This is a genomic window from Pseudomonas sp. E6002, assembly GCF_013385565.1.
GTDB lineage: Bacteria > Pseudomonadota > Gammaproteobacteria > Pseudomonadales > Pseudomonadaceae > Aquipseudomonas.
Window position 1 is genome coordinate 125494 of record NZ_JACAPT010000024.1, and the last position, 25091, is coordinate 150584.

Consider the following 25091-nt stretch of genomic DNA (forward strand, 5'->3'; position numbering starts at 1 on the left):
ATCGAAATCTTTCCGGGCAGCAAAAAATGAAGGGGCAATGATAAACCCTTGAGCTGCCGGGTTGAAGTCAACGTGCCTGGACGGCAGGTTCCAGCACCAATACGTTGGAGGGGCCCGCACGGAATGTCGGGTTGTGCTTCGCGGCTTCCAGCATGTGCGGCGCTGCGTGGTGATCCTTGAGCGCCGCCTTTGAAGCCCACGTCTCGATCAACACAAAACTGTCGCTGTTGCCCTCGACCGGATGCAGGTCGTACTGGATACAACCGGCTTCGGCCCGGACCAGCGGAGCGAGCCCGGCAAAGGCCGCCAACTGGTCCGCACCCCGGCCAGGCTGGGTATTGATGATGACGACAAGCCGCACTTCATCGGACATAAACAGCACCGTTATCGATAAGGAAATTGAGGCGCCACAGTAAGGGATGCCATTCTCTGGCGCTATGAAAAATCTATCAGTAAGCTACTTTCACTGATTGGATTGAGTCAGCACTCAAGCCCTCCCCCTTTTCTGCACCCGGCGATAACCACGTGATCGAAGTAACCGAAGTTTCCATTGCCCAGCTGCGCACTGCGCTCGAATCCGGCCAGACCACGGCGGTTGAACTGGTCGAGGCTTACCTCGCCAGGATCGACGCCTACGACGCCCCCACGACTGCCACCGCGCTCAACGCGGTGGTGGTGCGCAACCCGCAAGCGCTGGAGGAAGCCCGGGCATCCGACGCACGCCGGACCAGCGGCACAACCCTGGGCCCGCTCGACGGCATTCCCTACACGGCCAAGGACAGCTACCTGGTCAAGGGCCTCACCGCCGCTTCCGGCAGCCCGGCTTTCGCGAACCTGGTTGCCTACCGCGATGCGTTCACCATCGAGCGACTACGGGCAACAGGCGCCATTTGCCTGGGCAAGACTAACATGCCGCCGATGGCCAACGGCGGCATGCAGCGCGGCGTGTATGGCCGGGCCGAGAGCCCGTACAACGCCGACTACCTCACCGCACCGTTCGCCTCGGGCTCCTCCAACGGCGCCGGCACGGCCACTGCGGCGAGCTTCGCGGCGTTTGGCCTGGCGGAAGAGACCTGGTCCAGCGGGCGCGGCCCGGCGTCCAACAATGGCCTGTGTGCCTACACCCCGTCCCGTGGCGTGATCTCGGTGCGCGGCAACTGGCCGCTGACCCCGACCATGGACGTGGTCGTGCCTTACGCCCGGACCATGGCCGACCTGCTTGAAGTGCTCGACGTCGTGGTCGCAGAAGACCCCGACACACGCGGCGACCTGTGGCGGATGCAACCCTGGGTGCCAATCCCCGGCGTCGCCTCGGTACGCCCGCAATCCTACGCAGACCTGGCCGCGACCGGCGATGCACTCGCCGGCAAACGCTTCGGCGTGCCGCGCATGTACATCAACGCCGACCCCGAGGCAGGCACCAGCGACGCCCCGGGAATCGGCGGCCCTACTGGCCAGCCAATCAAAACCCGGGCCTCGGTGATCGAGCTCTGGGAAGCTGCGCGCAAGGCACTTGAAGCCGCCGGCGCAGAAGTGGTCGAGGTGGATTTCCCGCTGGTCTCCAATTGCGAAGGCGATCGCCCGGGCGCACCGAAAGTGTTTACCCGAGGCCTGGTCTCCAAGGAATTCCTCCACGATGAATTGTGGGAACTATCGGCCTGGGCGTTCGATGATTTCCTGCGGGCCAACGGCGACCCTGCGCTGAACCGCCTGGCGGATGTCGACGGCCCGAAGATCTTCCCCCACGACCCCGGCACCCTGCCCAACCGCGAAGACGACCTGGCCGCCGGCATGGACGAATACGTGCGCATGGCCGAGCGCGGCATCACGCCGTGGGACAGGATCAGCACCGTGCCCGACGGCCTGCGCGGCCTGGAACAGACACGACGCATCGACCTTGAAGACTGGATGGATAACCTGGGGCTGGATGCGGTGATTTTTCCGACAGTCGCCGACGTAGGTCCGGCGGATGCGGATGTGAATCCCGCGTCGGCGGATATCGCCTGGAGCAACGGAGTGTGGGTCGCCAACGGCAACCTCGCCATCCGCCATTTGGGCGTGCCGACAGTGACGGTGCCCATGGGCGTCATGGCCGACATCGGCATGCCGGTGGGGCTGACATTTGCTGGCCGGGCGTATGACGATTCGGCGCTGCTGCGATTGGCATCGGCCTATGAGTCGACGGGCAGCAAGCGCCTGGTGCCGCCGCGCACGCCGGCGCTGGTGGCTCGTCAGGACTGATTGATTTCGCTGCTGATCTTGCGCATCAACCGATCGGCTTCCGACCCGGGTTCAAATCGAAAGCCACGCATCTCATCGAGGAGCAGGCAATCGCTGATGGCCTCCCAAAGTTGCTCTTGGGTCGGCTTGTTGCGCAACAGTATGTATGAAAGCAGCAGGCGTTCGAGGGGAACGCCTCGAATACAGGCCGTTTCAATGATTGCCAGCAGGATAAAGCGCAGTCGAACTTCCCGCTCCGTGGGCCAAACCGTTTTTCGCTTACCCAATGCCGGGCCTCAGTGTCAGGAAAAGCGTGAGGCTATGGCCCAGAGGGGTGGCGTTTCAAGCGCTGCATGGGGAGAAAGCCCTGCTCCTACACAAAACAGGGAAAAAGCCCACGAAATCACCCCGCAGATCAACAGCCTTTACCCACGCTTGCCCATCAACGGATCACTGATGCTATGCGCCCCCGTCTCGATCCGCCCAGCCACCCGCCGCACCCAACCATGCTCGTCACGTAGCTTGAAGTCATACCAGCCCCCATTCGGCTGGCAGGAGAACGTTCGTTGCACGGTACTGCCGCCCGCAATCTCCAGCAGCCACGGCCCCTGCTTGGTGTAAGGGCAACGCTCGATGGTGATTGAGGCCGCACGCTTGCCGGGGTTGACCAGGGTCAGCAGCAAGGTGTCGCCGTGATACGCCAGGGATAACTCCGGCTCGCGACGCTGCAGGTGCCCCTTGAACGAACGGTGGAACCCATTCGGCCCCAACAGCCAGAGCTTGTAGGCGCCCGCGACTTGCCAGGTGTCACTGAGGTGTTTGCCGGCTTCCACCGTGTAGCGGCGCGGTACCTCGTCCAGGTGCAGGCGGTCGTAGACGTGGAAGACCACGCCCTGTTCGCCATTGTTGAAGAAGTCCAGGCTCACCGAACTGGCGCGACGGTCAACCGAGCCTTCAACGTTCAACTGGTACGGCAGCGCCCGGGATGGCCGCGCCATTCGCGCCTGGAACGGTGCCTGTTGCTGGCCCACCGTCGGCAGGGCGACCTGGGGCAGTTGCTCCTGGCGTTGACGCAGGGAGTCGGCGGCCTGGCGGCTGATAGTGTGCAGCGGCGGCAGGGTCTCGGTGTTGGGGTTGACGAAGTTGAAGGCCGAGGTGAGGTCGCCGCACACCGCCCGGCGCCAGGCGCTGATATTGGGTTCGCGCACGTGGAAACGCTTCTCCAGAAATTGCAGCACGGAGGTGTGATCAAACGCCTGGGAATTGACCCAGCCACCACGGCTCCACGGCGACAGCACCAGCATTGGCACTCGCGGCCCGGGGCCGTACACCCCGCCGTCCGGCGCGGGTTGCTGGCTTGAACCGGGCGGTGCCGGGTGGGTGAAGATCTCGCTGTCGAACTTCACCGTGGACTTTCCGGCAAAGCTGCCGTCCAGGCGTTTGGACGGGGCTGACGGCGACGGCACGTGGTCGAAGAAACCGTCGTTTTCATCGTAGTTGACCAGCAGCACGGTCTTGCTCCACACGTCCGGGTTGGCGGTCAGTGCCTTGAGGATTTCCTGGGTGAACCAGCCACCCTGCACCGGGCTCGAAGGCCCGGGGTGTTCGGAGTAATCGGCCGGCGCCACCAGCCAGCTCACCTGTGGCAGGCGCCCGTCGTTCACGTCCTTGCGAAAGCCCTGGATGATCGATTCCAGGTCGCTGCCGCTGACCGCCGGCAGGGTGTTGCCATTGCCTTTGTACAACGGCACGCGGGCGTTCAGTTGATCGCTGTAGGGCACAAAATCCTTGAAGTCTTTCGGTGGCACGGCGGGGTTGCCGGCCGCGACGCTGGCCGCACGAAACTGGCGAAACCCGGCCAAGGGGTTGTCGCCAAAGTTATCCGGCAGGTACTGGTAAACCTTCCAGCTCACACCCGCTTCTTCCAGGCGCTCGGGATAGGTTTTCCAGGTGTAGCCCACGCCCACCGCACCGGGGCCGTCCCATTCGTTGACCACCGCCGCCACATTTGCACCGGTCGGGCCGTTGGTGCCGGTCCAGTGGAACAGCCGATTGGGATTGGTACCTGCGTGTACCGAACAGTGGTAGGCGTCGCACAGGGTAAAGGTGTTGGCCAGGGCGAACTGGAACGGCACTTCCTGCTCACGGTAGTAACCCATCGAGGTGGGTGTCTTGAACGTTGGCCAGGCGTTCATCCGGCCGCTGCTCCAGGCGGCGTGCTCGTCGACCCAGGAATGCGGCGTGCCGCTGACCCGCTGCGCGTTGCCACGGGAGCTGTCCAGGTGATAGGGCAGGATCCGCCGCCCAACGCCCTGCTGCTCCCACACCCGGTGCCCGCCCGGCAGTGGAATGGTGAAGCGGTCACTGAACCCGCGCACACCCGGCAAGGTGCCGAAGTAGTGATCGAAGGAGCGGTTTTCCTGCATCAGGATCACCACATGCTCGACGTCCATCAGGGTGCCGGTGCGGTTGCTGGCGGGGATCGCCAGGGCCTGGCGAATGGAGTCGGGCAACAGGGTGTAGGCGGATCCGATGGCAGCTGCTTGCAACAACGTTCTGCGTGTAAGAGTCGGCATAAGACGATTCAATCCCTTGAAGTTCTGGAGCGAAGCTCAGGACAAAATAGGGACTCAAGGCGACAAAGAAATGACATCGCTCGAATCGCGCTCGACCTGCCCTACCTGGTACTCCCTCGGCGTACACCCGAACTCGCGCTTGAACACCGTGTGCAGGTACTGGGCGGATTTGAACCCGCAGTCATAGGCAATATCCGCAATCGCGGCCCTGGTATTTTCCAGGCTGGAAACCGCAGCCGCGAGTTTGAAGCGCAGGATTTCATCGTGGACGCTGCGGTTCAGTTCGCTGCGAAAATGCGCTTCCAGGGACGACCGCGACACGCCGACGTAGTTGGCGACCTGGGCGGTCTTGATGCCCTGGCAGGCGTACTGGCGAATGAAATGCAGCGCTTGCATCACGTAGGGATGGCCGAGGGGTTGGTGCAGGCTTGAGGTCTGCACGTTGACCGCTTCCGGCGGCACCAGGATCTGGCTGCCTGCCGAAGGCATACCGTGCAGCATCTGGTGCAGCAGGCGCGCGGCGGTGCGGCCCATTTTTTCAGTGCCCTGGATCACCGAGCTCAGCGGTACACGGGTCAGGGTGCGGGTCAAGGGGTCGTTGTCGATGCCGATCAGTGCCACCTGCTCCGGTACCGGGATGCCGGCGGTGAGGCAGGCCTGCAGCAACTGGCGGGCACGGGCGTCGCTGACCGCGATGATGCCGATGGGTTTGGGCAGGCTGTGCAACCAGGCAATTTGTTGTTCCACCGCCGAGTCCCACAGCGGCGCGCTGGTGCCGAGCCCGCGATACACCTCCACCGGCAAGCCATCGCGCTCCAGAAGGCGGCGGAAGGCTTTTTCGCGCTCCTGGGCCCAACGGTTGATATCGGCTTCAGGCAGGCTGAAACAGGCAAAGCGTGTCAGCCCGGCTTCGATCAGGTGTTCATAGGCCAGCTTGATCAAAGCAAAATTGTCAGTGGCCACGTACGGAGTATGCCGGGGGTAAGCCCGCTCATCCTCATAAGACCCGCCCACCGCCACCACCGGCACATGCACACCCGCCAACGCGGGGCCCATCGCCGGGTCGTCGAAGTCGGCAATGATCCCGTCGCCATGCCAGCGCTCGATACCCTTGAGCCGGCAGACGAAGTCCTCTTCCAGGAACAGATCCCACGACACCCGCGTACTGCTCAGGTAGTTGCCGATCCCGGTGATGATGCCGCGATCGTAGATCTTGTTGCCATTGAACAGCAGGGCAATCCGGTGCACAGGCGGGACAGTTTTCACAGGGGCGGCTCCATGCGATATGTCGAGCCACTATGCGCGCAAAACCACTCAAAATCGAACCCCGCTCTGGTGATTTTCATAATCGGTTGGCCGGGGGCCGTTGCTAGTATCGAGGCAAGGTTAACGTGCACTCATAACAACAAGGATCTGGCGATGCCCTACTTTCCCGCGGTCGAAAAAATCCTCTATGAAGGCCCCGATAGCGACTCTCCCCTGGCCTTCCGGCACTACGATGCAAACAAGCTGATCCTCGGCAAACCGATGCGCGAGCACCTGCGGATGGCCGCGTGTTACTGGCACAACTTCGTCTGGCCCGGCAGTGACATGTTCGGCTCCGGCACCTTCCAGCGGCCCTGGCAGCAACCGGGGGAAGCCCTGCAAGTGGCACGCGGCAAGGCCGAAGCGGCGTTCGAGTTTTTCTCCAAGCTGGGCATCGACTACTACAGCTTCCACGACACCGACGTGGCTCCCGAAGGCGCAAGCCTGGCGGAGTACCGCGACAACTTTGCGCGGATGGTCGACCAGCTCGAAGGCCATCAGGAACAGACCGGTATCCGGCTGCTGTGGGGCACTGCCAACTGCTTCAGCAACCCGCGCTTTGCCGCCGGCGCCGCCAGTAACCCGAACCCGGAAGTGTTTGCCTATGCGGCGGCCCAGGTGTTCAGCGCGATGAATGCCACCCACCGTCTCAAGGGCTCCAGCTATGTGTTGTGGGGCGGCCGCGAAGGCTACGAGACCCTGCTCAATACCGACCTCAAGCGCGAGCGCGAGCAACTCGGGCGGTTCATGCGCATGGTGGTCGAGCACAAATACAAGATCGGCTTCACCGGCGAGCTGTTTATCGAGCCCAAGCCACAGGAGCCCACCAAGCACCAATACGACTACGACAGCGCCACCGTGTTTGGCTTCCTGCATCAGTTCGGCCTGGAGAAAGAGATCAAGGTCAACATCGAGGCCAACCACGCCACCCTCGCCGGCCACAGTTTTCACCATGAGATCGCCACCGCCGCGTCCCTGGGGATTTTCGGCAGCATCGACGCCAACCGTGGCGACCCGCAGAACGGCTGGGACACCGACCAGTTCCCCAACAGCGTCGAGGAGCTGACCCTGGTCACCTACGAGGTACTCAAGGCCGGTGGCTTCAAGGGAGGTGGCTACAACTTCGACTCCAAGGTACGCCGCCAAAGCCTCGACGAAGTGGACCTGTTCCATGGCCACGTGGCCGCAATGGACGTGCTGGCGCTGTCCCTGGAACGTGCCGCCGCCATGGTGCAGAACGACGCCCTCGAACAGTTCAAGGCCCAGCGTTATGCCGGCTGGGACCAATCCTTCGGGCGTGCCGTGCTTGGCGGCGACTTCAGCCTGGCGTCGCTGGCCGAGCATGCCTTCAGCCACCAACTGAACCCACAAGCTGTGAGTGGCCGCCAGGAGATGCTCGAAGGCGTAGTGAATCGCTTTATCTACCCATGACCGCTACGCTCCAGGTCCAGCAGTGCGTCTAAACAACAATAAAAGGGACTCACCATCATGAAACACCTGAAAACCGTCTTGCTCACCAGCGTTCTGGCACTGCTTTCCAACTCGGTCATGGCTGACGCGGCCCACCCGAAAATCGGCTTTTCCATCGACGACCTGCGCCTTGAACGCTGGGCCCGCGACCGCGATTATTTCACCGCCGCCGCCGAGCAACTGGGGGCCAAGGTCTACGTGCAGTCGGCGGACGCCAACGAGCAACGGCAGATCTCGCAGATCGAAAACCTGATCTCCCGGGGCGTCGACGTGATTGTGATCGTGCCGTTCAATGCCACGGTGCTGAACAACGTGGTGGCCGAGGCCAAGAAAGCCGGGGTGAAAGTGCTGTCCTACGACCGGCTGATTTTGAATGCCGATATCGACGCCTACATCTCCTTCGATAACGAAAAGGTCGGCGAGATGCAGGCCCAGGGCGTGTTGAGCGCGCAGCCTAAAGGCAATTACTTCCTGCTGGGCGGCGCACCTACCGACAACAACGCGAAGATCCTGCGCCAGGGCCAGATGAAGGTGCTGCAGCCTTCGATCGACAAGGGCGACATCAAGATTGTCGGCCAGCAATGGGTCAAGGAATGGAACCCCACCGAAGCCCTGAGCATTGTCGAAAACGCCCTGACCGCCAACAGCAACAAGATCGACGGCATCGTCGCCTCCAACGACGCCACCGCCGGCGGCGCGATCCAGGCCCTGGCGGCACAAAAACTCGCGGGCAAGGTGCCGGTCTCGGGCCAGGATGCCGACCTGGCCGCGATCAAGCGCGTGATCGCCGGCACCCAGACCATGACCGTCTACAAGCCCCTGAAGCTGCTGGCGTCCGAGGCGGCCAAGCTCTCGGTGCAACTGGTGCGTGACGAGAAACCGGCCTACAACTCGCAGTACGACAACGGCAGCAAGCAGGTGTCGAGCATCCTGCTCAAGCCGACCGCGTTGACCAAGGACAACGTCAACGTGCTGGAAGAAGACGGGTTCTACACCAAAGCGCAAATCGCCGGGCAGTAAGCGTACGGCTCACTGCAGGGGCGGTTTGAGGCCGCTCCTGCCTTTTCGCTGTGGAATGAGTGCCCGCCATGTCCGACTACCTGCTGGAAATGAACAACATCGTCAAGACCTTCGGCGGCGTCAAAGCCCTGAATGGCATCGACATCAAGGTAAAACCCGGGGAATGCGTAGGGTTGTGCGGCGAGAACGGCGCCGGCAAATCGACCCTGATGAAAGTGCTGTCGGCGGTGTATCCCCATGGCACCTGGGACGGTGAAATCCTTTGGGACGGCCAGCCGTTGCGCGCCCACTCCATCGCCGAAACCGAAGCCTGCGGCATCGTGATCATCCACCAGGAACTGACCCTGGTACCCGACCTCTCGGTGGCCGAAAACATCTTCATGGGCCACGAGCTGACACTGCCCGGCGGGCGCATGAACTACCCCGCCATGATGCACCGTGCCGAAGCCCTGATGCGCGAGCTGAAAGTGCCGGACATGAACGTCGCCCTGCCCGTTTCGCAATACGGCGGCGGCTACCAGCAACTGGTGGAAATCGCCAAGGCCCTGAACAAGCAGGCGCGCCTGCTGATCCTCGACGAACCCTCCTCGGCGCTGACCCGCTCGGAAATCGAGGTGCTGCTGGACATCATCCGTGGGCTCAAGGCCAAGGGCGTCGCCTGCGTGTACATCTCCCACAAGCTCGATGAGGTCTCGGCCATCTGCGACACCATCGCGGTGATCCGCGACGGCAAACACATCGCGACCACGGCCATGGCCGAGATGGACGTGTCGCGCATCATCACGCAGATGGTCGGCCGTGAGATGAGCAACCTCTACCCCACCGAACCCCATGCGGTCGGCGAGGTGCTGTTCGAGGCGCGCAACGTCACCTGCTACGACGTCGACAACCCGGGCCGCAAGCGGGTGGACAATGTTTCGTTCAGCCTGCGCCGTGGCGAAATCCTCGGCATCGCCGGGCTGGTGGGCGCCGGCCGCACGGAACTGGTGTCGGCGCTGTTCGGCAGCTACCCCGGGCGCTACCAAGGCGAGGTGTGGCTGGATGGCAAGCCCATTGATACACGCACGCCGCTGAAGTCGATTCGCGCCGGGCTGTGCATGGTCCCGGAAGACCGCAAGCGCCAGGGCATCGTCCCGGACCTGGGCGTTGGGCAAAACATCACCCTGGCGGTGCTGGACCGTTTCTCGCACCTGACGCGCATCGATGCCGAGGCGGAACTGGGCAGCGTCGAGCAGGAAATCAAGCGCATGCACCTGAAGACGGCGAACCCGTTCCTGCCGATCACCAGCCTGTCCGGCGGCAACCAGCAGAAGGCCGTACTGGCCAAGATGCTCCTGACCAAACCCCGGGTGCTGATCCTCGACGAACCGACCCGTGGCGTGGACGTGGGCGCCAAATATGAGATCTACAAATTGATGGGTGCGCTGGCGGCCGAAGGCGTGTCGATCATCATGGTGTCTTCGGAGCTGGCCGAGGTGCTGGGGGTCTCCGACCGGGTGCTGGTGATCGGCGAGGGCCAGTTGCGCGGCGACTTTATCAACCAGGGCCTGACCCAGGAACAGGTGCTCGCCGCCGCCCTCAGCCAACCGAACGGGCATGACAATAATAATGATCGGAAGTCCGCGTAAATGAACCAGGTCAAACAGCTCTTCACCCGCTACAAAATGCTCGCCCTGTTGATCGCCGTGGTGCTGATCTGGGTGTTTTTCAGCTGGCAGACCGAAGGCGGTTTCCTGACCCCGCGCAACCTGTCGAACCTGCTGCGGCAGATGTCCATTACCGGCATCCTGGCCTGCGGCATGGTGCTGGTGATCATCAGCGGCGAGATCGACCTGTCGGTGGGCTCGATGCTCGGTTTGCTCGGCGGCGTCGCGGCGATCCTGGATGTGGTTTATCACATTCCCCTGCCGCTGAACCTGGCCATCGTCGCCCTCTGTGGCTTGCTGATTGGCCTGGGCAACGGCTACATGACCGCGTACCTGCGCATCCCCTCCTTCATCGTCGGCCTGGGCGGCATGCTCGCGTTTCGCGGGGTGCTGCTGGGCATTACCGGCGGCACTACGATTGCACCGGTTTCGCCACAACTGGTGTACATCGGCCAGGGTTACCTGCCGACGGTGGTCGGGGTGACTCTCGGCGTGCTGCTGTTCGGGCTGGCGATATTCCTGACCTGGCGCCAACGCCACAACCGCGCCCTGCACGGCTTGGCGCTGCCGTCGATGCTGCGCGACAGCGTGCGCGTGGTGTTGATCGGTTTCGTGCTGGCCGGCTTCGTCAACACCCTCAACAGCTACGACGGCATTCCCGTGCCGGTGCTGCTTCTGCTGGTGCTGCTGGGGGTGTTCAGTTACGTCACCAGCCAGACCGTCTTTGGCCGGCGCATCTACTCGGTGGGCAGCAACATGGAGGCCACGCGCCTGTCGGGGATCAACGTGCAGGCGGTCAAACTGTGGATCTTCGGGATCATGGGCGTGATGTGCGCCCTCGCCGGGCTGGTCAACACCGCGCGCCTGGCGGCGGGTTCACCTTCGGCGGGCAACATGGGCGAACTGGATGCTATCGCGGCGTGCTTTATCGGCGGTACTTCAATGCGCGGCGGTTCGGGCACGGTGTACGGCGCCCTGCTCGGCGCACTGGTGATCAGCAGCCTGGACAACGGCATGTCGATGCTCGACGTGGACAGCTACTGGCAGATGATCGTCAAGGGCAGCATCCTGGTGCTGGCGGTGTGGGTGGATGTGAGTACACGGACGGGGCGTCGTTGAGGTTGGGGCAATGGCATGGAGCTTGCTCTTGACAAGCAGGGGCCCGATATCGGCCTCGACTTGAGCAGAAACGACCCACGAGGCACATGCCATGCACAGTTTGTTCTTTGCAACCGCTCAGATGATCAACGGCCGCGTACAGTCCGTTGATTCCATGGACAAACATCCGGACCCTAGGGCAATGCCCCTTGAACTGCAGGCAAAGCTTGGCATCGCCCTTGGGCTGCTGGCCCTCGGCAGCTGTTTCGCGCTGTGGTTGATCGGCGCCTGAGCCTGCCCCAAAAAGAGGCTGGTGTTACCGCCCGGGCAACTCTATCGGGCGGTCCGGATCATGTCGGCAGCTTTTTCGCCGATCATGATGCACACCGAGTTGGGGTTGCCTGAAATCAGGGTCGGCATGATCGACGCATCGGCCACCCGCAGCCCTTCGATGCCATGCACCTTGAGGTCCGGCCCCACCACCGCCCGCTCATCCACACCCATGCGACAGGTGCCGGATGGATGCAGTGCGGCGTGGGCTTCCTCGTGACAGAACTGCTTCATCGCTTCGCGCGAGCGCACGGTGGGTTCCGGTACATGCCGACGAGCCACGTAGGGTTTGAAGGCCGCCTGGGCCATGATCTGTTCGCCCACCAGGCAACCGTCCACCAGGCTTTCAATGTCGTACGGATCGGAAAAGTAGTTGGGCACGATGCGCGGCGGGGACATCGGGTCGGCGGAGTAAAGCTCCACATAGCCCCTGGACCTTGGCCGTATCTGCCCCAGGTTCAACGTGCAGCCATTGCCGCCGGGCACCGAATCCACACCCTCTTCGATGCCCGCGCCCACCACCATGAAATACTGGATATCCGGGTGCACCGCCGTCTTGTCGCCCCACCAGAACGCCCCGCCTTCAATCAGGTTGGACGCCGCCGGGCCTTGCCGGAACAACGCGTACTGCAACCCCGCCATAAGCTTCCACCAGGGTTTTTTGTACTTGTCATAGCTGTGGGGGCCGGTCAGCTCATACACCAGTGAAATTTCGATATGGTCCTGCAGGTTCTGCCCCACACCGGGCAAATCCTGAACCACTTTGATCCCGTGTTTTTCCAGCTGCTCAGCGGGCCCGATCCCCGACAACATCAGCAACCGGGGTGAGTTGATGGCGCCGCAGGACAGGATGATTTCCTTGTCGGCGTGCATCACCTGGCGCACGCCCTTCTCCAGGTATTCGATGCCGACGGCCTTGTTGCCCTGCATCAGGATACGCAGCACCCGGCAGCCGGTCTTCACCGTCAGGTTCTTGCGCGACTTGGCCGGCGCCAGGTAGGCCACGGCGGCACTGCTGCGAAAGCCGTTTTTGGCGGTGATCTGGTACAGCCCGCAGCCCTCGGGCTGGCCCGAGTTGAAGTCTTCGTTATAGGGCAATCCAAACTGCTGGCAGGCCCGCAGCCAGACTTTGGTCAAGGGGTGGATATTGATCGGGTCCGACACCCCCAACGGCCCGCCGACACCGTGCACCTCGTTGCAGAACCGCTCGTTGTCCTCGGCCTTTTTGAAGTACGGCAACACGTCTTTATACGACCACCCGGCGGCGCCCTGTTCGGCCCAACCGTCGTAGTCGGCGGGTACGCCACGGATATAAATCATCGCATTCACCGAGCTGCCGCCCCCGAGCACGCTGGCCTGGACCATGGTCGGCGTTTCGCTGCGGTGCTGGTCCTCGGTCGGCTCCCACGCATAACGCTTGAGCAGCGGGCCCTGGGCGGTCTTGTAGTAGGCGCCGGGAATATGGATGTAAGGGCTGCGATCCCGCGGGCCTTCCTCGAACAGCACCACCGACGCTCCCGCATCCTCACTCAGGCGCGATGCGACTGTGCAGCCCGTGGAGCCGCCCCCGATTACGATGAAATCCACCATGACAACCTCAGATCTTTTTAGTATTCAGCCAGTGTCGAAACGCGCGTTATCAACCGACCAGGCCGGTTAACAGCGTCTTCAATTGTTGGGCGACGGCGTAGCTGTTTTGCTGCTGCTGTTTTTTGCAGAACAACTCACAACTCCACCACCCGGCGTACCCGGTGGCCTTTACCGCGGCGGTCCACTCGACCAGGTCGAGCACGCCGCTGCCGGTGGGCACATCGCGCAGCACCTCCTCATTCGGGATACCGCCTTCGAAGGCCAGTGAGTCGCAGACATGCACGCCGTAGATCACGTCCTTGTCGAGCCGGGCGACGTCCGCAGGGGTCACGCCGCTGGTAAAGCAATGCCAATAGTCGATCACCATCTTCACGTTGCTGCGCCCGGTGCGTTCAATCAGCTGCAGTTGGTGATCCAGGGTGTTGAGTGGCGTCCAGGACAAGGCTTCGAGGTAGAGCAGCAGACCGTATTGCCTGGCCACATCGGCCAACTCCGCCAGGTTGCTTGCCGTGCGGGCGTATTGTTCGGCCTGATCCATGCCCAGCAAGCCTGAGTAATGCAGGCTCTTGCCGATCGCCTGAAAATCAATCACCGCCTGTACATTGATCGGACCGGTGAGGACCTGCACGCCTTTGGCGCCCACCAGATTGGCCAGCTCAAATAGCCGCCGGGCTTCTTTGAACAGGTCGTCACGCTCGTCACCCTGGCGTTCGATATCCCGCAGGTAGCCGATGCCGGTGACAGGCACGTCGTTGAGCAGTGCTTGAAGCTCTGACTCGGTATAGCCGGCCTGCAGATACGCCTCCAGCTTGCCGCTGTTGATCTCCAGCGCGTCAAAACCCAGCGTCCGGGCGATGTCGATATCCATCGCCAGGGTCGAGTGTTTCGCAACGGTGGAATGCAGGGCGAGGACGTTATTTTGGGTTGCCATATGGCGCTCCTACGGTTGAACAGCGATCAGCCAAGGCACCAACGGCCAACGCCGCGGCGTCCAGCCGCGCTTGGGGCAAGAGGCCCTCGGCGACGGCGGCGACAATCGCCCGAACGATCTGCGGTACGTGGGGCATAGCCTTTGCGGAAATCAGTAATAAGTCGGCCCCGGCATTCAGCGCGGCCACTGCGACCTCGCCGAGGGACATCTGGCCGATGGTTGAGCGGTGATCGAGGTCGATGGTCATCACCAGCCCCTTGAAGCCCAACTCCTGGCGCAACACGCCGATCAATTCAGGCGACACCGAGGCTGCCGTGGGCGGTGTGCATGCGGCGAATATCGCCGGGCCCATCATCACCGCATCGGCGCCAGCGTCGATCCCGGCCTGAAACCCGGGCCAGAAGGCCCGCAGTTGCTGCATGGACTCGCTGACCACCGCCGTTTCAGTCGACGGCTGCTGAAACAGCACCGGGTGCCCGGGGAAGTGCTTCAGGGTGCTGGCCATCCCGGCCCGCCGCACGCCGCGCACATACGCACCGACCATCGCCGCCGTCTGGTGGACATCGCCCGACAGCGTGCGCCCCGCCAGCCACACATTACGGCCGCCGACCACATCCGCCGTCGGCGACAGCAGCAGGTTGACCCCGGTCGCCCGCGCGGCGGTGGCGACCTTGAAGCACGCCTGCTCCAGCGCCGCACAATCCATCGCCCGGGCCACATCGGGCTCCGGCAGCGCCGGGGTCACCCCTTGCAAGCGGTGCACGGCGGAGATGTCGGCATCGGCTGCCAGCAGCAGCGGCCCACCCAGTTCGGTGGCCGTGCCGGTAAAACGCTGCCAGATGTCCAGGGTTTCGGTTTGCAGGCGGCTGGCGCTCATTTTTCCGCTGACGTATTCCTCTCCGGTCTCGCCAAACAACAGGCTGCGCCCGCCATTGCCGAGGAACCGACGCACGTCATCCGTCATCTGCACGTCCAGCAATACCGGGAACAGTACGCCGTAGGCCTTGCGGTCATTCGCGCTCATGGCTGGTTTCCTGGGTGGCGATTGCCAGTTGACGAACCTTGGCAGCGGCGTCCAACAGAACCTGGCGGTCCAGGGTGCCTTCGTGGACGGCGGCGACAATCGCCTCGGCGATGCTGTCCAGGCCTGACTCGCTGGACACCAGCAACAGGTGCGCACCGGCCACCAGGGAGGCTACGGCGGTGTCGGGGATGGTGTTGCCGCGCAGTATCGACACCGCGTCCAGGTCATCGGAAATGATCAGGCCTTCGAAGCCGAGGGTGTCACGCAGTACGCCGATGACCTTCGACGAGGTGGACGCCGACTGCTGCGCATCAATCGCAGGAAATACCGCCGGGCCAGGCATGACGGCTTTTACGCCGGTGGCGATGACCTGCTTGAACACTTCAAGATTGTCATGCAGCAATTCCAGCGGCCCCGGCACGGTGGCTTCGGCAATGGCCGGATCGTGCTCGGTGACGTAGTGCCCGGGAAAGTGCTTGGCAGTGGCGATCACACCCGCGCGCTGCACCCCGCGGATAAACGCGCAGGACACTCGGCTGACTTCCACTGGATCCGCGCCCAGGTGCCGGTTGTGCAGCCATGGATTGACGCCGGTGACCACGTCCACGATGGGCGCCAGGAAGAGATTCACACCCAGCCCACGGGCCGCGGCGGCCATCTCGAAGCAACGTTGCTCGAGGTCCTCGGCGCCGAGGTCCTGGAGCTGCGCCCGGGTGGCGACCGCCGGGACCAGTTGGTGCAGGCGTTCGATTCCGCCGAGTTCCTGGTCTACCGCGATCAGCACCGCAGAGCCCGCCAGCGCCGTGGCTTCCTTGACGATACTGATGAAATCGGCTTTGGACTCGGCCGCCTTGCGCGCCGGGCTCATGCCTCGGCCCACGTATTCATCCCGGGTTTCCCCAAGCAACAGGGACACACCACCACGGCTCAGGTAACGGCGCACATTGTCGTCCAGGTGCAAATCCCCGAATGCGGGAAGCAGTACCGAATACGCGGCGCGATGCAGTTCGCTTGACATTGTTTTTCCTCAACAGCGTTTGGGTGAGTCGTTGGATGCGCAGCGGTGCCACGTATGAAATCAATTACCGCGGGAAAGGCACCCAGGCCCGCTGCTGGTGGGATTCGAGGCTGGCCTGGGACAACAACACCCCGCGCACGCCTTCGTGAATATCCGGCAACGGGACGCTGGTCGCTGTGCGCCATTGCGCCCCGGCGTCCAGGGCCTCGGCGAAGTCGGCGTACAGCACGGCCAGCGCTTCCAGATAACCTTCGGTATTGCCCGCCGGCAAGCTGGTGAACGTCAGCGTCTGCGGCCTGTTGTCGGACTGGCCTCGCCGATAGATGCGGTCTGCACCGTCAGTGGGCGTGAACAACAGGGTTTCCGGTGACTCCTGGCACCATTCGAGCGAAGCCAGGCTGCCGACGACCTTGAAGCGCAAGCCGTTGCGATGCCCGGGCGCGGCGAAACTGGCCCACAACAATCCATCCACGCCGCCGTCGAATTCCAGTTGCACCACGCAGGTATCGTCCAGGCCCCAACCCGGCACCACGCTGGTCAACTTGGCGTTGAGCTGGGTGCAGCACTGCCCGGACAGAAACTCCAACAGGTTGAAGGCGTGGGTGCCGACGTCTCCCAGCGCGCCGGTGGGGCCGGCCTTTTGCGGGTCACCGCGCCACGCCAGGCTATTGCTCAAGCCGGACACGCCGGGGGCCAGCCACTCCAGCAGGTATTCGACGTACAGGAAGCGCAGCTCACCCAGCTCGCCGGCCTGGATGCGACTGCGGGCGTCCCTGACCATCGGGTAGCCCTGGTAGGTGTAGGTCAGCGCAAAAAATGTCCCATGGCGCTCGGCAAGGCTCGCCAACTCATGGGCTTCGTCAGGGTGGTTGACCAGGGGCTTGTCGCAGATCACCGGGATGCCCGCCTCCAGGAACAACCGGCACGGTTCGACGTGCAAGTGGTTGGGCGTCACGATAACCACCGCCTCGATCGGGTCGGGGCGGCGAGACTCGGCGGCCGCCATGTCCTCGAACGACAAGTAGATACGTTCGGGTTCAATAGTGAGCGCTGCGCCCGCCTCGCGGCATTTATCCGCGTCGGCAGAGAAAGCGCCGGCGACGATATCGAAGCGATTACACAGGCGCATCGCGGCGCGGTGGTAACTGGCGAAGTAAGCGCCCTGCCCGCCGCCGACCATGCCGACCTTGAGTCGCCTCTTTCCGGGAATGTCGCCGGTCAACCTTGCCATCGCCCAATCCTCCGCAAAAAGCATTGGCCCGAGTATCAAGGGTGACCGGTGTTTCCACCATTTCGCACCCTTGGCGATACCTGACGCGGACTGAAGCACTCCTGCGCAGCACGGGGTGTTACCCGTCGCTATCGAATGTGTTACTGGGCGGACCGCCACCGTCACGATTGACCCGTGAAAACCACAACGCACTGGCGCCGAACCTTCAGCAAAAGCGCTTACAATCTGACGCATTCAGTTATGCTCAAACTTCATGTTTGAACTTAAACAAACGGCATGAAAGATGCTTTGGTAATGATCGGAAGTTTCAAACGCTTAAACGGTTATTACGGTTATGCCCAAGGTTATTCGATAACTGCGCTATAACTTTAATAACTGGCGCCTTAACCCAGCCAAGTACATCGAGATAATAATGCCCAGCCGCCCGGACTCATCGCCTCTGTCATTAGCCGCCGCCACCTCCCACCCCGAGCGACAGCAGGCGCGCAGCGACTTGCAGGCCAATGTGCAAAAGAACCTGAGCACGCTGGTGGAGTCCTGCCGGTCGGTGGCCGACATGTGCCGCAAAGTTGATGTGAACCGCCAGCAGTTCAACAAGTACCTGGTGGGCCAGCACGTGCCGTCGCAGAAGATTCTGCAAAAGATCGGCCGCTATTTCATGATGGAAGCCGAAGACCTCTTCCGCCCGCCCGCCGAGTTCAAGAAGTTCTATGAAGGCTATGAAAACGAACTGCCGACCGGCTTGCGGGCTTCGGAGCAGTTCAATCATTTCCTGCCGCTGGCCAAGCAGTCGGCTGACGTGCTCGAAGACTATCTGGGGGTGTATTACCGCTACCACAATTCATCGATCTACAAGGGCCGGATCCTGCGTTCGGTCACCTGCCTGTACCGCGCCGACTCGATGGTGCAGTACGTCACCGTCGAGCGCTTTCCGCTGCGCGATGGCAGCGGCAAGATCGGGTATTCATTCACCTACCACGGGTTCTGCCTGCTGCTGGGCGATCGCCTGTTCATGGTGGATTTCGAAGGCAAGCAACGTAACGAAATGACGTTCTCGATCCTGACGCCGCAGCATCGTCGGCCGATCCGTTTTCTCTATGGGTTGGTGACGGGTGTGGCGTCGTCCTCGTTCCGCCAGCCCTTCTCCACGCGCATGGCGCTGGGACTGGTGGACAAGGGCAAGATCCGCAAGCACCACTTGCGCAATGCAACGGTGCTGTTGCCCAGCGACCAGTCGATCCCGCTGGACGTACGTGAATACATGACCGGCGACAACGCCACCATCGTCTGGGGCGGTCAGGACTGAGGGACCTGCAGGGGCTGGCGTGCCGTCATCATTTCAACCAGCGACGGGCCCTTGCTGTTGAGGGCTTTGACGAGGGTCGCGTTGAGTTGTGACGCGTGTTCCACGCGCCAGGCTTCAAGGCCGAAGTTTCGGGCGATGCCGGCGAAGTCCGGGGCATAGGGTTTGCCATCCGGCAGGTTGAATTCACCGGCCCGGTGTTGCTCGATGGGCGACGTCTGTACGTCGCCCAGGGCTTCGTCACCGTTGCTGTTGAAGACCAGGAATACCACCGGAATGCTGTGCATCACGCACACGGCCATCTCTTGCATCGACTGCAGGAAATCCCGGCTGCCCACGGCACAGACCACCTGGCGGGCGGGCATGGCGAGCTTGGCGCCGATCGCTGCCGGGACGGCCCAGCCGAGGGTGGCGGGGTTGCCGGCGCACAAGTGCCTGCCGGGGTAATGCACCGGGAACATTTTGCGGGCCATGGGCTGGGTGGGGCCGCTACCGAAGACGAGGATCGCGTCGTTTTCCAGCACGGAGGATGAGGCGCGGCCTTCGCGCAGTACGCTGATTTTACGCGGGGTGGGTTGGGGTTCTGCACGCAGGGTGGCGGGTGGCAGGCTGGCGTTGGTGGAGGCGCCTTGGAGGGCGTCGTCAATGGACAGGCTGACAGGGCCGGGATGGGCGCTCAGCATGGTGTCGAAGGCTTGGCGCAGGGCTTGGGGTAGCTGTTGTAGTGTCGAAACCGTCGCGTGATCTTTCATGACGTTGGCGGCTATCGTTTCGGGCTGGGCGTTACTGATAACCAGCAGCGCGCAGGCGTCCTGGTGCGCGGTGGCGAGGGCTCCCAGCGCTGAGGGGATGCCCAGGGGGCCCGTGAGTACGACGGCCATGGGGCGACCGCACGCACGGTAGTAGCCGTCGGCGAGGTGCACGGCGCTGTGGGCCTGGATGACGTGGATAAAGGGGATGTCGGTGCCCGGGGTCAGCAGCGCTTCCACCAGGGCCCGGGCGCCGTCGCCCGGGGGCCCGGCTACGTAGTCGACACTGTTGGCCTTGAGTGCCTTGGCGATGATTTGGCCACCTGTGAATTTCACTCGATACTCCAGCGAATGCGCGGCGTCTGGGCCGGGATCAGGCTTGGAGTATTCGCCTGGTGCGGGGTGGGCTCAATTTCGCACCTTGGGTAAAAGAGACGCAGATTGACGCAGATATTGGGGCTCACTACAGCACAGCGGCCTGCAGGCCGGCTTGAGTGTTAGAAGCCAAATCAAAAGCTAAAGCGGGCACGGTCAAATGTGGGAGCTGACTTGCCAGCGATGGCATCGCCCAGGTGTGTCTGATGTACCGAGTTGTCTGCATCGCAGGCAAGCCAGCGCCTACAGAAAAGCCGCTCTGCTTCTGCTCTGGTTTCTAACCTGCAGGTCGGCTTTCAGGCCGCCGTGCTCTTGCTACGGATCCCCCCAGAAACCCCTGGCCCCCCACGTGCGCCGCTTAGGTCACTCCAATGCGTCAGAGTGCGTCGCTTTTAACCCCCCTGCGAAATTGAGCCCCCCGCCTCCCCGCTCAATACTCAACCCATGAAAACAACAAGCCGAGCCTATCAAGCGCTGGGCGCACCGCTTCAGGCCCGCAACACCCTGCAGCCCGGAATAAGCGTGCGTCGCCCCGCCAAGGAAGAGTCAATCGGAACAGTGGAGGCCTTACCACCCTCCCCAGCAGCATGGAATCAATGCTGGCCATAACACTGCCGATCCAACTGACTGCATACAAAAGGACGCACCTGGCATCGACACCAGGCCCATGCCTTGCAAGTCGCTCAACATTTGCACCCACCACCCAGGCAGGAACTCGAAATGAAAAAAGAAATAGAGACGGGTTATGGTTTGACCGGCATTGACTTCAATTCCCTCAGCTTGAAACGACGCTCGTTCCTGCTGGGCGCTGCCGCCTCTGCCGCAGGCTTGTACCTCGGCTCGTTCGTGCCCAGCGCATTTGCCGCCACCACCGGGCACCTGGAAATCCTCGGCTGGGAAGGCGAAACCGGCGACGCCGAACTCGCCGACTGGCGCAAGCAACGCAACGTTACCGTGCGCTCCAGTTATGCCAGCAACCAGGACGACATCACCGCCCGGCTGGCAGGCTCCGATCCGGTGCAACTCGACCTGACCATGTACGCCCTGGGCTACGAAAAGATCTATCAGGAAATGGGCCTGCTCAAGGCCATCGACACCACGAAGATCCCCAACTATTCCGCCGACAATACCCTCGCGCTGTTCTACAAGGGCAGCCGTTGGTACTGGGACGGCAAGCAATGGGGCATCCCGTTGCTGTGGGGGATGAACACCATCATCTACAACCCCAAGAACGTCAAAAAGCCCACCCAATACACCGACCTGCTGGACCCCAAGCTCAAGGGCAAGTTGACCTTTGTCGATGACGGCACCTCGAACTGGTCGCTGATCGCGACCATCGCCGGCTACGGCGACAAGTACCCCAACCTGACCCGCGCCGAGTTCAACGACGCCTTTGAAAAACTCAAGCCGTACCGTGATCAATGCCGCGTGTTCGCGGCTTCGTCGGGTGACGCGGTATCGCTGCTGGTATCGGGTGAAGTGGACGCGGTGTTCTCGGCCTCCGCCAACACCCCGAGCGAAACCATCAAGCGTGGCGTGACCACTGCCCTGTCGGTGCCCAGCGAAGGCGCAGCGCTGTGGTGCGATGCGTTGTTCATCCCGAAAACCGCCAAGGATATTCCCCTGGCCCTGGAGTTCATCAACAAGACCCTGGAGCCCGACATCCAGGCCAAGATGGCAACCACGATGTTCTCCGGCGTGGTCAACCCCAAGGCCGTGCCGCTGCTGCCGGAGGACCTGAGAAACACCTTTGACTACGCGAACCTCGACAGCTTCTTCGAGAAATCCAAACTCTATGGCCAACCGCCCCTGAGCTCCGAAAAGTATGTGACCTATGCGGAATGGATCGATCAGTGGGCGAACTTCAAAGGCTCGTTCTAGAGCGCTTGGCACGCCGGCGCTGGCAACCGTGGGGTGGGTGTTCATCAACACGCGCCCCACGGGTCAACGCGCCCTGACTCTCGAATAAAAACGCAAAGGCAACCTCATCATGACCGTAGTCAACAACACCGAGTCCATGCCCCTGGACGACGGCGATTCAAGGGTCGGTAAACACGTGAAGATGGATAAGAGAACCCTCAGCGGGTATTGGCTGGCGTCGCCGCCGTTGCTGTTTCTGGTGGTGTTCTTTCTGGTTCCGTCGGCACTGTTGCTGATTGCTAGTTTCTGGACCGCCAAGACCTTCAGCATGGAGCCCGCCGCCACCCTGGCCAACTATGCCAAGGCCCTGAGCGCCAGCGGGTTTTATGACTCGCTGTGGATCGCCCTGCAAAACGGCTTCTGGACCGCCCTGCTCTCCACCGTGATCAGTGCACCGGTGGCCTATTACATCGTGTACCGCACACGCTCCAACGCCGTGTTGTACCTGGCGTTGGTGTCGTGGTTTTCCAGTTACCTGGTACGGGTCTACGCATGGCGCTCGATCCTGGGCACCAACGGCGTGATCAACTCCACCCTGCTGCACTTCGGCCTGATCGACCAGCCGCTGGAGTGGCTGGTGTTCAGCAAGTTCGCCGTGGTGCTGACCCTGGTGCACATCATGCTGCCCTTCACCCTGTTGCTGCTGGTGTCGGGCCTGCGGGACATCAAGAAGGACTACCTGGAGGCCGCTGCCGACCTGGGCGCCGGCGGTGTCACCATTCTGTGGCGGGTGATCATGCCGATGGCCCACAAGAGCATCGTCAGCTCCTTCATGTTCACCTTCGTGCTGGCCGCCAGCGACTACGTCACCCCGCAACTGCTGGGCGGCCGGGATGCGATGACCACCGGGCTGGTGATCGCCAACCAGTTCCGCTCGGTAGGTAACTGGCCACTCGGTGCGGCGATGGCTTATCTGCTGTTGATCGTGTTCATGCTGGTGTACGCGTTGCTGCTGGGGGTGTTGCGCGCAGCCAACCTGGCACCCGGCAAGCGTTACCACGACTGACTGCCGCTCATAAAAAAGGTAACTCGCCATGATCCGGTTATTCACTTACGTCTACATGTTGTTCCTCTACGCGCCCATCGCGATTATCGCGCTGTTCAGCTTTCACTCGTCCGCCTCGCTGTCGTTCCCGTTCGAGGGTTTTTCCACGCGCTGGTACGAGGCGCTGTTCAGCAGTTCGGACTTCATGACAGCCCTGACCAACAGTGCGATCGTCGCCGCCGGTTCGGCGATTCTCACCACGCTGCTGGGCACGTTCTCGGCCCTGGCGCTGATGCGCATGAAAGGCCGGGTGAAAGCGGTGTTCGCGTTCATGAACTTCGCCCCCATCGCCTTGCCCGGTTTGTTTTTGGGGATTGCACTGGTGATTTTCTTCTCACTGGTCGGCCTGCCCCGCTCGCTGCTGACGGTGATCATCGGCCACACCCTGTTCACCTTTCCGTTCTTCGTGGAGTCGGTGCGCTCACGGCTGGAGTATTTCGACCTGTCGTTCGAGGAGGCCGCGCGTGACCTCGGCGCCTCGCCCCTCAAAGCGTTCTGGCTGGTGACGCTGCCGATCATCGGGCCAACCATTGCCGGCGCCGCGATCCTCGCGGTGGCGCTGTCGATGGATGAATTCCTGATCACCGTGTTCGTCACCGGCAGCGACACCACGCTGCCCCTCATGATTCTTTCGATGATGCGCCGCGCCGTCAGCCCCACCATCAATGCCGCCTCGGTATTCATGCTGGTGGTGACCATCGCCATCATCGCCATTGCCGGCCTGGTCATGACCTTGCGTCGTCGCCGCCTCGAACTTGAACGTGCTGAAACTGCAGAGTAATCACCATGACCAACAGTATTGAACTGACCGGGATTTCCAAGAGCTACGGCAACCTCACTGCCCTGGGCAAAGTCGACCTCACGGTAAAACGCAACGAGATCCTGACCCTGCTCGGCCCCAGTGGCTGCGGCAAGACCACCCTGATGCGGATCATTGCCGGCTTCGAAGAGCCCACCACCGGCAAAGTGGTGATCGACGGCAAGGACTCCACCGCCCTGGCGCCTGAACACCGCCCGGTGAATATGGTGTTCCAGAAGTACGCGCTGTTCCCGCACCTGGACGTGTTCGACAACGTGGCCTTCGGGTTGCGTTTGAAGAAGAAGCCCAAGGATGAGATCAAGCGTGAAGTGAACAAGGCGCTGGAACTGGTGCAACTGGAAAGCTTCAAGAGCCGCTGGATCTCCGAGCTCAGTGGCGGGCAGGCGCAACGTGTGGCCCTGGCCCGCGCGCTGGTGAATCGCCCGGCGGTGTTGCTGCTGGACGAGCCGCTGGCGGCCCTGGACCTGAAGATTCGCCATCACATGCTTAACGAGATCAAGCGCATCCACGAAGAGACTTCCACCACGTTTGTGTATGTGACTCACGACCAGGACGAAGCGATGATCTTGTCGGACCGTGTGGTACTGCTGAACAAGGGTGGCATCGAGCAGATCGGCGGGCCGCAGGAGATGTATTGGTCGCCGCGCACGTTGTTTGCCGCCAGGTTTTTCGGCGATACCAATATCGTCAACGGCACGTATGGGCTGGGTGGCGTGGTCGAGTTGCCGTTTGGGCGTTATGCCCATACGGCTAAAAGCGGCGTGGGTGCAGGGCCGGTGAATGTGTCGATCCGGCCTGAAACCATCGGCCTTGAGCCGGCTCTGGGCGCCGCACTGGCCGACGGTGCGTTTGCCGGGAAGGTCAAGGACACTTCGTTTATCGGTAATCGGGTGATCTACCGCGTGGAGGTGGCCGGTGGCACGCTTGATCTCAAATGCCAGCAACTGCCGACTCCCGGCAGCCACGCACTGCCGCCGGGTACGAATGTGGCGTTGACCTGCAAACCGGAAAGCTTTGTGGTGATTCCGGTCTGAAGGGGTTGAACATGGGGCCTGGCTGAAGCAGCCGAGGTTCATTTTTACGCTGGATCATGCGCTCTTTCACGGGAGGCTGGTCTGGCGTTTTTTTTGCCCGGGGGGAAGAGAGTAATGGTCGGTTTTATTGAGCGGGAAGTGGGCCCTCCGGTAAGTCTAGATTTACCGGGGGCCCGTGCCGGGCTGACCATCTCATTAGGGCTCTGCCCCGCCTGTCGGCGCCTCGCCTAGGCTCGGCGTTCCCTCACTCCGGCATTGCTCCGCGGGCCGCCGCGACGGGCCATCCATGGCCCGGCGCGGCTAAACCGGCGTCCTGCCGGTTTACCCGCTGCGCAATACCTGCGTTCGGCCTCGGGCTTATTGGGGCAGTCAGATCAAGATCAAAA

Annotated in this window: 20 protein-coding genes; 10 read left to right on the forward strand and 10 right to left on the reverse strand. The window is 62.2% G+C overall.

The window, feature by feature from the left end:
• Nucleotides 1-67: 67 nt before the first annotated feature.
• Nucleotides 68-373 (reverse strand): putative quinol monooxygenase, encoded by a 306-nt coding sequence (locus tag HX815_RS20555; protein WP_003219672.1) that lies wholly within the window; start codon nt 371-373, stop codon nt 68-70.
• Between the two features lie 152 nt (nt 374-525).
• Here HX815_RS20555 and HX815_RS20560 point away from each other — a divergent pair, with 152 nt between their 5' ends.
• Nucleotides 526-2241, forward strand: coding sequence for an amidase (locus HX815_RS20560; protein WP_102605583.1), 1716 nt, complete (start codon nt 526-528; stop codon nt 2239-2241).
• On the opposite strand, the gene HX815_RS20565 is transcribed toward HX815_RS20560, so the two are convergent.
• The 3 genes from HX815_RS20565 to HX815_RS20575 form a co-directional block, all read right to left on the reverse strand.
• On the reverse strand, nt 2232-2507 hold the full coding sequence (locus tag HX815_RS20565) for a hypothetical protein (RefSeq protein ID WP_003219667.1): 276 nt from the start codon (nt 2505-2507) through the stop codon (nt 2232-2234). The genes HX815_RS20560 and HX815_RS20565 overlap by 10 nt on opposite strands.
• A 138-nt stretch (nt 2508-2645) precedes the next feature.
• Nucleotides 2646-4796 (reverse strand): phosphocholine-specific phospholipase C, encoded by a 2151-nt coding sequence (locus tag HX815_RS20570; RefSeq protein ID WP_177028797.1) that lies wholly within the window; start codon nt 4794-4796, stop codon nt 2646-2648.
• A gap of 54 nt (nt 4797-4850) precedes the next feature.
• Nucleotides 4851-6062: a DNA-binding transcriptional regulator gene (locus HX815_RS20575; protein ID WP_003219663.1), complete on the reverse strand. Its 1212-nt coding sequence runs from the start codon at nt 6060-6062 to the stop codon at nt 4851-4853.
• A gap of 153 nt (nt 6063-6215) precedes the next feature.
• Here HX815_RS20575 and xylA point away from each other — a divergent pair, with 153 nt between their 5' ends.
• The 4 genes from xylA (at nt 6216) to HX815_RS20595 (ending at nt 11356) form a co-directional block, all read left to right on the forward strand.
• Entirely contained in the window at nt 6216-7532 is a 1317-nt protein-coding gene (gene xylA / locus HX815_RS20580; protein ID WP_003219661.1) for a xylose isomerase, read from the forward strand.
• 57 nt (nt 7533-7589) lie between these two features.
• A complete protein-coding gene (xylF, locus tag HX815_RS20585; protein ID WP_177028798.1) occupies nt 7590-8591 on the forward strand; it encodes a D-xylose ABC transporter substrate-binding protein in 1002 nt (333 codons plus the stop codon).
• 68 nt (nt 8592-8659) lie between these two features.
• Nucleotides 8660-10219: a D-xylose ABC transporter ATP-binding protein gene (gene xylG / locus HX815_RS20590; RefSeq protein ID WP_134326919.1), complete on the forward strand. Its 1560-nt coding sequence runs from the start codon at nt 8660-8662 to the stop codon at nt 10217-10219.
• Entirely contained in the window at nt 10220-11356 is a 1137-nt protein-coding gene (locus tag HX815_RS20595) for a sugar ABC transporter permease (protein WP_177028799.1), read from the forward strand. It begins immediately after the preceding gene.
• A 312-nt stretch (nt 11357-11668) separates the two neighbouring features.
• Here HX815_RS20595 and HX815_RS20600 read toward each other — a convergent pair whose 3' ends face one another.
• The 5 genes from HX815_RS20600 to HX815_RS20620 all read right to left on the reverse strand — a co-directional run bounded on the left by HX815_RS20600 (nt 11669) and on the right by HX815_RS20620 (nt 17459).
• On the reverse strand, nt 11669-13255 hold the full coding sequence (locus tag HX815_RS20600; RefSeq protein ID WP_134326920.1) for a GMC family oxidoreductase: 1587 nt from the start codon (nt 13253-13255) through the stop codon (nt 11669-11671).
• A 49-nt stretch (nt 13256-13304) separates the two neighbouring features.
• Nucleotides 13305-14186 (reverse strand): sugar phosphate isomerase/epimerase, encoded by an 882-nt coding sequence (locus HX815_RS20605; protein WP_177019764.1) that lies wholly within the window; start codon nt 14184-14186, stop codon nt 13305-13307.
• The gene (locus tag HX815_RS20610; RefSeq protein ID WP_102605571.1) at nt 14170-15210 is read right to left on the reverse strand and encodes a glycoside hydrolase family 3 N-terminal domain-containing protein; all 1041 of its coding nucleotides are present in this window, start codon (nt 15208-15210) and stop codon (nt 14170-14172) included. Before HX815_RS20610 ends, HX815_RS20605 begins: the two co-directional genes overlap by 17 nt.
• Nucleotides 15197-16228: a glycoside hydrolase family 3 N-terminal domain-containing protein gene (locus tag HX815_RS20615; protein ID WP_177009789.1), complete on the reverse strand. Its 1032-nt coding sequence runs from the start codon at nt 16226-16228 to the stop codon at nt 15197-15199. Before HX815_RS20615 ends, HX815_RS20610 begins: the two co-directional genes overlap by 14 nt.
• 64 nt (nt 16229-16292) lie before the next feature.
• The gene (locus tag HX815_RS20620) at nt 16293-17459 is read right to left on the reverse strand and encodes a Gfo/Idh/MocA family protein (protein ID WP_177028800.1); all 1167 of its coding nucleotides are present in this window, start codon (nt 17457-17459) and stop codon (nt 16293-16295) included.
• A gap of 439 nt (nt 17460-17898) precedes the next feature.
• On the opposite strand from HX815_RS20620, the gene HX815_RS20625 reads away from it, so the two are divergent.
• Nucleotides 17899-18765: a helix-turn-helix transcriptional regulator gene (locus HX815_RS20625; RefSeq protein WP_032899479.1), complete on the forward strand. Its 867-nt coding sequence runs from the start codon at nt 17899-17901 to the stop codon at nt 18763-18765.
• Here HX815_RS20625 and HX815_RS20630 read toward each other — a convergent pair.
• Complete coding sequence (locus HX815_RS20630; protein ID WP_177028801.1) at nt 18756-19847, reverse strand: thiamine pyrophosphate-dependent enzyme; 1092 nt, start codon at nt 19845-19847, stop codon at nt 18756-18758. The two genes, HX815_RS20625 and HX815_RS20630, sit on opposite strands and share 10 nt — an antisense overlap.
• A 759-nt stretch (nt 19848-20606) precedes the next feature.
• Here HX815_RS20630 and HX815_RS20635 point away from each other — a divergent pair.
• The 4 genes from HX815_RS20635 to HX815_RS20650 all read left to right on the forward strand — a co-directional run bounded on the left by HX815_RS20635 (nt 20607) and on the right by HX815_RS20650 (nt 24705).
• Nucleotides 20607-21767 carry a PotD/PotF family extracellular solute-binding protein gene (locus tag HX815_RS20635; protein ID WP_177019768.1) on the forward strand — a complete coding sequence of 387 codons (1161 nt, stop codon included), beginning with the start codon at nt 20607-20609 and terminating at the stop codon, nt 21765-21767.
• A gap of 109 nt (nt 21768-21876) precedes the next feature.
• Nucleotides 21877-22812 carry an ABC transporter permease gene (locus HX815_RS20640; RefSeq protein WP_008430156.1) on the forward strand — a complete coding sequence of 312 codons (936 nt, stop codon included), beginning with the start codon at nt 21877-21879 and terminating at the stop codon, nt 22810-22812.
• Nucleotides 22813-22840: 28 nt separating this feature from the next.
• Nucleotides 22841-23632, forward strand: coding sequence for an ABC transporter permease (locus HX815_RS20645; protein WP_008430153.1), 792 nt, complete (start codon nt 22841-22843; stop codon nt 23630-23632).
• A 5-nt stretch (nt 23633-23637) separates the two neighbouring features.
• Entirely contained in the window at nt 23638-24705 is a 1068-nt protein-coding gene (locus HX815_RS20650; protein WP_008430152.1) for an ABC transporter ATP-binding protein, read from the forward strand.
• The last annotated feature ends 386 nt before the right edge of the window (nt 24706-25091 follow it).